At 59.1% G+C, this 6775-nt stretch carries 9 protein-coding genes; 5 read left to right on the forward strand and 4 right to left on the reverse strand.

All coding sequences use genetic code 11. The annotated features are described in order from the left end of the window. The 4 genes from KBZ15_RS15360 to KBZ15_RS15375 all read left to right on the forward strand — a co-directional run. A partial coding sequence (locus KBZ15_RS15360; protein WP_255016074.1) for a transporter substrate-binding domain-containing protein occupies positions 1-998 on the forward strand: 998 nt, incomplete at its 5' end. Between the two features lie 44 nt (positions 999-1042). Further along, positions 1043-1696 (forward strand): L,D-transpeptidase, encoded by a 654-nt coding sequence (locus KBZ15_RS15365; RefSeq protein WP_255016082.1) that lies wholly within the window; start codon positions 1043-1045, stop codon positions 1694-1696. Between the two features lie 124 nt (positions 1697-1820). Then, entirely contained in the window at positions 1821-2009 is a 189-nt protein-coding gene (locus tag KBZ15_RS15370) for a hypothetical protein (protein ID WP_255016075.1), read from the forward strand. A gap of 189 nt (positions 2010-2198) precedes the next feature. Then, positions 2199-2891, forward strand: a complete 693-nt coding sequence (locus KBZ15_RS15375) for a carbonic anhydrase (protein WP_255016076.1) — start codon at positions 2199-2201, stop codon at positions 2889-2891. A 118-nt stretch (positions 2892-3009) separates the two neighbouring features. On the opposite strand, the gene KBZ15_RS15380 is transcribed toward KBZ15_RS15375, so the two are convergent. From KBZ15_RS15380 to KBZ15_RS15390, 3 genes are all read right to left on the reverse strand, one after another. After that, positions 3010-3363, reverse strand: coding sequence for a type II toxin-antitoxin system PemK/MazF family toxin (locus KBZ15_RS15380; RefSeq protein WP_255016077.1), 354 nt, complete (start codon positions 3361-3363; stop codon positions 3010-3012). Then, positions 3360-3671 carry a CopG family ribbon-helix-helix protein gene (locus tag KBZ15_RS15385; RefSeq protein WP_255016078.1) on the reverse strand — a complete coding sequence of 104 codons (312 nt, stop codon included), beginning with the start codon at positions 3669-3671 and terminating at the stop codon, positions 3360-3362. Before KBZ15_RS15385 ends, KBZ15_RS15380 begins: the two co-directional genes overlap by 4 nt. 1176 nt (positions 3672-4847) lie before the next feature. Then, positions 4848-5051, reverse strand: coding sequence for a hypothetical protein (locus KBZ15_RS15390; RefSeq protein WP_255016079.1), 204 nt, complete (start codon positions 5049-5051; stop codon positions 4848-4850). A gap of 52 nt (positions 5052-5103) precedes the next feature. Here KBZ15_RS15390 and KBZ15_RS15395 point away from each other — a divergent pair, with 52 nt between their 5' ends. Continuing rightward, positions 5104-5847 (forward strand): glutathione S-transferase family protein, encoded by a 744-nt coding sequence (locus KBZ15_RS15395; protein ID WP_255016080.1) that lies wholly within the window; start codon positions 5104-5106, stop codon positions 5845-5847. Positions 5848-6579: 732 nt separating this feature from the next. Here the strand turns inward: KBZ15_RS15395 and KBZ15_RS15400 are convergent. After that, a partial coding sequence (locus tag KBZ15_RS15400) for a transposase (RefSeq protein WP_255016081.1) occupies positions 6580-6775 on the reverse strand: 196 nt, incomplete at its 5' end.

Raw genomic sequence — 6775 nt, forward strand, 5'->3', positions numbered from 1 at the left:
GCTCCCAGCCCTGCTCGTTCCGCAAACAGGGCAGCTGGAGTGGGATGGCCGTGGAGCTGTGGCAACGCATTGCCGACCAGGAGCGGCTGCCCTACGTGCTGGTGCCACGGGAGAGCACCGCCAGCCTCCTAGAGGCCACCCGCCGCGGTGAACTGGATGTGGCCATTGGCTGCATCACCGTCTCACCGGAACGGCTGGGGAGCAACCGTTTCTCCCTGCCGTTCCAGGAGACTGGTCTGGGAGTGATGACCCTGCGCACCCGGCTGGATCTGGGAGTATCGCTGCTGCAGTCGCTGCTGGGCCCCGACCTGATTCGCCTGCTACTGGCCTATGTGGGCCTGATCGGCCTGCTGAGCGTGGCGGTATGGCGGGTGGAGCGCTCCGGCAGCAAACCGGCTGCCTGGGAAGTGGGTCGCCGCCGCGGCTTTGCCCTGATCTTCCAGGTGCTGGCAACCGGGCCAGGCACCAACACGGTGGTGGTGACAGCCCGCGGCCACTCCCTGGTGTTTCTGGCCTACCTGGTGCGGATCGTCAGCGCGTCCCTGCTGGTGAGCTACGTGACAATCAACGTGGTGCGTGGCAATCAGGACCTCGCCAGCCGCTCTGTGCGCAGCCTCAACGATCTGGCGGGCCAACGGGTGGGCGTGCGTCCAGGCAGTGTCAGCGAAGAACTGCTGCGAGGCCTCAACGGCAGCGGCCTGCGGCCGCCGATCCAATTACGCAAGCTGATGCGGGTACCGGATGCCGATTCCCTGCTGGCAGCTGGCGCAGTGGATGCGGTTATGGCCGATGACATCCAACTTGACTTCCTGCTGCAGCAGCTCTCCGACAAGCGCTACGGCCTGGCCCTACGCGATCTCAATCCCCAGAGCCAGGCTTTTGCCTTGGCCCCCACGCTGAACGACGCAAGTGTCAGCAGGATCAACGTGGCCCTCGGCAGGCTGAAACGAGATGGGGTGGTGAGCCAGCTGCGCCGTCAGGCGATCAACGGCTGGTAGACCCTGGGGGCGCGGCAACATGGGGTGTGAGCTTGCCGCCCGCCATGCACCGTCTCCCTTCGCTGGCCCTTGCGGGGTTCTGCCTGGCTCTGGTGGGCTGCGGCGGCAACCCCTCCCGTGAGGCCCCATCGGCTGTAACGGGACCGATCCGGATTGAGCTCGACCAGAAGGCGCCGTCGAGGAGTTATGGAATACTTACCCGCGGCCAGGAACGCAAAGTCTTCAAGGTGGGTTTCGGCCGCAACGGCATCACCTGCGCCGGCAGCCGCTTCGAGGAGGGCTACACGCCGCTGGGGCGCTTCCGGGTAAATGGGATCTTCAGCCACGATCGCTTCGAGATGGAGCCGGAGCTGGTCGCCCAATCAGGTAAGAGCGAAGCTGAACTGCGCCAGACTCTTTTCCGCAACATGAACGCCATCGACTTTGACGGCGATGGTGAAACTCGGGAATACGGCAGCGGCTACGTGAGCTTGGCGCCGGTGGGCAGCGTCAAGCAGCCGTTCGCCTTCAACACCTACGAAGGCAAATTCCGCTGGTACAGCTTCGCCATCCACGGCAGCAACAACGACAAACGCATCGACCAAAAGGTGACCGGTGGCTGCGTGAACGTAGCCGAGCCCGCACTCCAGGCCCTACTCTCGGCCGTGATGCTGGGTGACGAGGTAGTGATCAGTGCCAACGGACCCTGCACGCCGTGACAGGGGCCTGATGGAATAATTAGAAGCAACCTTCACTACAAATATGAATCAATTCACGTGTTCGGGTGTGCGGATGCGGCATATCGATCAGCCGGGGAAATCCCCCAGCCGTTACTACTAAACCATGACCCAGTACCGGATACGACGCGATGACGGCGTCAGCGATTCCATCACCAAGCGGCTATATGCCAGCTACAACGAGGCCCATCAGGAACTCGAACGCTACTACGCCGATCTCTGCTGCTCGGACGATCGGGAATATTACCGAATCGAAGAGGACACGAGCGCAAGGGGAACCCAACCGACTGTCTGACCTACATGCCCCTCGGGTTCAGGCCCATGTGCTGATGGGCTCAGGATGGATAACATATGTTGGGAGCCCCAGAAGCTGCTGGCGCTTCCCATGTCAGTTGACACGAGCTGTTCGTATTGAACATCTGCGCAGACTGTGGGGGTGCGATTTAGAAGGAATTCAAAGTGCCACTTGGTTTTGTTGCTCTCCATGGCCGAATCAAGCGCTCCCTCTGAACCAAACCAGCTCCCGGATCAAGACCCATCCCCCCTGGTCCGACCAGCCGCCGTGCTGCGCTGGCTAAAGGAGGGCCACGAACGTTTTCTAGATGGCCACTCCATACATCCTCACACCACCAGAGAACGCATGCGGGCTGTGGTGGAAGGCCAGCATCCCCTGGCGGCGGTGCTCGGCTGCGCCGATTCGCGGGTTCCGGTGGAGCTGCTCTTTGACTCAGGTTTCGGCGACCTTTTCGTGGTGCGCAATGCCGGCACGATGAGTACCACTGCAGCGATCGCCTCCCTCGAATATGCGGTGGGCCATCTTGATGTGTCGCTGGTTGTGGTGCTGGGGCATGAGGCCTGTGGCGCCGTGTCTGCCGCCCTTAACCCTCAATTGCTGCTCACGCCCAGCCTTTCCCAGGTGGTGGGCCAGCTGCGCATGGAGCTGTTGCAGTATGGCGAGCACCTCACCCTGGAAGAATCCTGCCGGCGCCACACCCTCAGCGCCGCTGCCAATCTGGTGCACTCCAGTGTGCTGCTGACCGATCGGGTGCGTGCAGGTCACTTGGCGGTGGTGGCTGGCTATTACGACCTGCACAGTTCCGCGATCGACTGGATGGGACATGTGGAGCCAATTCGTTATCCCGGCCCCGCACAAGCGTCCAACTCACGGCAGCGCTGAGCGTCCGCGCCTTCTCATCCAGAGCTTTGCTCTGTGGGAATGTGCTCGATCAAAGCTCCTCGCGGGCCTTGGCTGATTAGACACGCCAGAGCCTAAGCCGGACTTCTAGGCCTGTGACTCACATCTCTGGGTCCAGCCCCAGATATAGGCAGAGGCCTCTGTTAATTGCCACCAGTTCCGCCGCCGACACTTGGCCATAACGCCGGCGGATGCGCTGCTTGTCGATCGAGCGCACCTGGTCCACCAGAGCTGTAGATGGCTTAGTGAGCCCGCTGGCTCCTGGTGCGAGATCTGGGTAGAGGGCACCCTGGGCGGGGGTGCCCGTCACGGGAACCACCGCAATCAAGGGGAAGCGCTGATTGCTATTCACATCCTCATCGCTCACCACAACACAGGGCCTGGTGCCCTGCTGCTCATGACCCTGGGTGGGCTCAAGATCCACCAGCACCACCGTGCCCCTAGCCAGGCTCATGCGTCCGGCTCCTGCCAGCCCTGCTCCCCACTCCACTGCACCGGCACACCGGCACTGGGGTCGAGCAGGTTGAGATCACCCGCCGGTAGCCCCTGGCTCCAGTTCTCCAGACCTAATTCGGCAGTGGTGAGGCTGTCGGGATGGGGATCCTCCAGCGAGCGCAGCAACTCCTGCCGTTGTCTGCGCTTGAGCTCATGACGCACAGCTTCTGCAATGAAGCGGCTTCTATTGCGCTCCACCCGATCAATCCCCGCCACCAGCTCCGCCGGCATGGTCACAGTGACGCGCTCAGAGAGGGCTGGGGCCATAGGAGGGTATGAGTATTTATATGATCATACCTTGTCCCAAGGCATTCTGTCCCGCGACAGCGCCTGCAGCTGAGCCAGCCCCTGCAGGCTGAAATCTATCAGATCCAAACTCTCTCAGTCGTCATATCACGACATGCCCGACAGTGTGTGTGGCAAGCGCATTGATCTAAACCCCACCCATCCTGATCACCTTGCGGACAGCTGCCGGCGCCTGCTGATGACAGACCACCGCTATAGGTACAGCTTGTGGCCGGGCGGAAGCGATTTCCGGGTGTGGTGACTAAGCATTAACTACATAGTTCAGATAAGTCATTATTGTGCAACTCTTCAAATCCTGTTCGGGATATATTGGCTGGCATAATCACCGCAAATCAGCCGACGATTTCTGTAGCGGGCGATAATCTAAGCTTGCCTCTGTGAACATCGCTAACTAAATCAGCTTTTGGTGTTATGGCGGTGGCTGTGGCGGAGTGGCCGCTTGCCGCCGGCCAAGCAAAGGCGCCTGTGGTGAGCGTGGGTGACCATGGTTATGAACTGACAGCATTGTCTGGCTCGAACAACGAAAATGTAAGCTAATTCAACTCTCAAGAAGACGGTGAATTGATGACTTGGTTAGGAAATTAGTCATTAGCCTATGGATTAGGGACGGCGGTTGGCTCCTTGCAATCATATTAACTCTAGGGGTGCTTTTATTAAATTTGAGTCCAATCTATTCTTTTTATAGAATGCGCTATGGGCGGTATGATGATGTCTCTAGCAAAATCAGCTCGAGGTAGATTGATGTCTCATGGGTAGGTGTAACCTGCCGTAGTCCGGGGGTTCGAATAAAAAAATACCATCATCGGTGGGGCGTGCCTCCCTCGGGGAGAAAGAGGCAAGAGGTGGGGCAGTGTCTACACATACCCACCGGTTTGCAACGGATCTGCTGGGCTGAGGCACCAGGGCCTCTGATGTGATCAGATTGGCCGCCTGCCTTGACTACGAGAGCACCTGAGTGAGGTCCGCGGGCGCTGCCCTCAAGTGTTCGGCCCAGTGGGCGAGAGAGGCTGCGTGGGTCTGGAAATCGGAGCCGATCTGCAGGGGATATCACAGGATCACCGGGCCACGCTAGGCAACCAGCTCCTCCCTCGCATAGGCCGCGCTGCCTATGGCACTACTTTGGTGGCAATACTGAGTTTACGAGCTGGCGTTGGGGTGGATCTGCTCGTGCGCCAGGGTGCTAGCGAACGCCTCATGACTCGAGAGGCCCTCAGGAGCCGTCAGGGCGATGCGTTCGGCGCCGGGGGAATTGCAGGCGATCGCCCCACCAAATGCGGAGGGGACCGTCCAGGCCTCAAGCACGCCCTCGGCGTGATCTACCTCTCGGCCGCGCCGAGCCACAACCAGAGACGCCGGAGCGCACTTCCTTCGGTACCTTGGTGCCTGACCGTGCATGCTGGGGACCCTCGCCAGGGCCTGGCGAAACAATTCACCAACGCGCCTTCACAAAAGGGAACGCAGCATGAAGCTTCACTACCACCCCGCTTCGACGACCAGCCGAATTGTTGAATTATTTGTTCGGGACCAAGGCATTGAGCTCGAATACCAGTTGGTCGACTTGTTTACAGGGGCGCAAAAGCATCCCGACTTCGAGAAGTTGAACCCGAATCAATTGGTACCAGTCCTCGAGGACGGTGATTTTTTTCTCACCGAATCCTCGGCTATCGCCAAATATATTGCCGAGAAATGTGGATCCGCAGCCTATCCAACAGACCTGCAGGCGCGTGCGCAGGTCAACGAGATGATGGATTGGTTTAATGCCAATTTTTACAAGGACTTTGGCTATGGTTTTATCTATCCGCAGCTTTACCCCCATCACAAGCGTGCCAATGATGCGCAACAGGCTGGTGCTATTTCGTGGGGAATGCAGAAGGCTCTGCATTGGTTTAAGATTCTTGACGAGCGTCTGATTGGCCCGCACAATAATTACCTGTGTGGCGACACCATTACGCTGGCGGATTATCAGGGCGCTGAAATCATTTCACTTGGCGATCTCATTCGCTGCGAATATCCAAATTTTCCAAACGTCTCGCGCTGGATGAATACCATGCGTAGCCTGCCATCTTGGGGAACCGTCAATGCAGCGGCCGAGGATTTTGCCTTGTCACTCAAAGAACAAACCTTCATCGCGATCTAAGTCACCGTTTTAAAAGGTGAAACAGTTCACTCCATAGGCCGCTAGCATGAGAAATAGCACCTGAGCTACCATCCAGCGCGCGCCAAAGTGATTCTGAGCGTGGTGAGAATTTGCTATCTTCCTGAATTCATCAGTTACCCCCAATGGCTACTCGAACGGTTCCAGGCATTCATCCCAAGGTATTGATTGGCGCAGCGGCCATAGTTGCCGCCCTGCCTCTCCTTATCCCAGCCGCACAAGCAGGCAGCATCACCGCATCCTCGATCTGGGACAAAAACAACGCCATTGATAGGGCCCAGGAGCAGATGCCCGCAGGTGCGGTCGTTACCGCAAGACGTTGCCAGGAAATAAATGTGAGGGGTTACACCCGCTATTCATGCACTCTCGAGTTCACCCAGGTGACACCAGCTGCAACGGGGAATTAGTAATTTGCGGTGATCCGGCCGCGTCCCTTTGCGTGGTGTAAAACCTGAGGCCCGAATACCCTGATCAGAGGGTGAACAGGGTGGAATGACGGGCTGTCATTCCGGAGGCGCAAATGCACCTCGCTTTTCCACGTTGAGTCAGGGCGATTGACTTGTCAAGTCTTTCGCCCGATCGCGGATGTGTTGTGATCTGGAGTAGCTGGCACCAGCCACAGGTTGTTGCCCCGGCCCCCGGGCGGCGATCAAGGCCGCTGCGTCCTGTGGGGCGCTGCAGCCTCGATCCCCTGGGGCCTGCGTCCTGCTGCTCTCAGGCGCCGGCGACCTGCAGGGTAGGGCTGTCGCCCAGTTCGGGGATGGTCGCCATGCTCTCGGCGGAGAACATGCGGCGGCCCTCCAGCTGCCAGTGCTCGTGCTGCTCCAGCAGCACCGCCCCTACCAGGCGAGTGATGGCGGAGTCGTTGGGGAAGATGCCGACGACCCTGGTGCGGCGCTTGATCTCCTCA

It is taken from the genome of Cyanobium sp. BA20m-p-22 (genome assembly GCF_024346275.1).
Taxonomy (GTDB): domain Bacteria; phylum Cyanobacteriota; class Cyanobacteriia; order PCC-6307; family Cyanobiaceae; genus Cyanobium_A.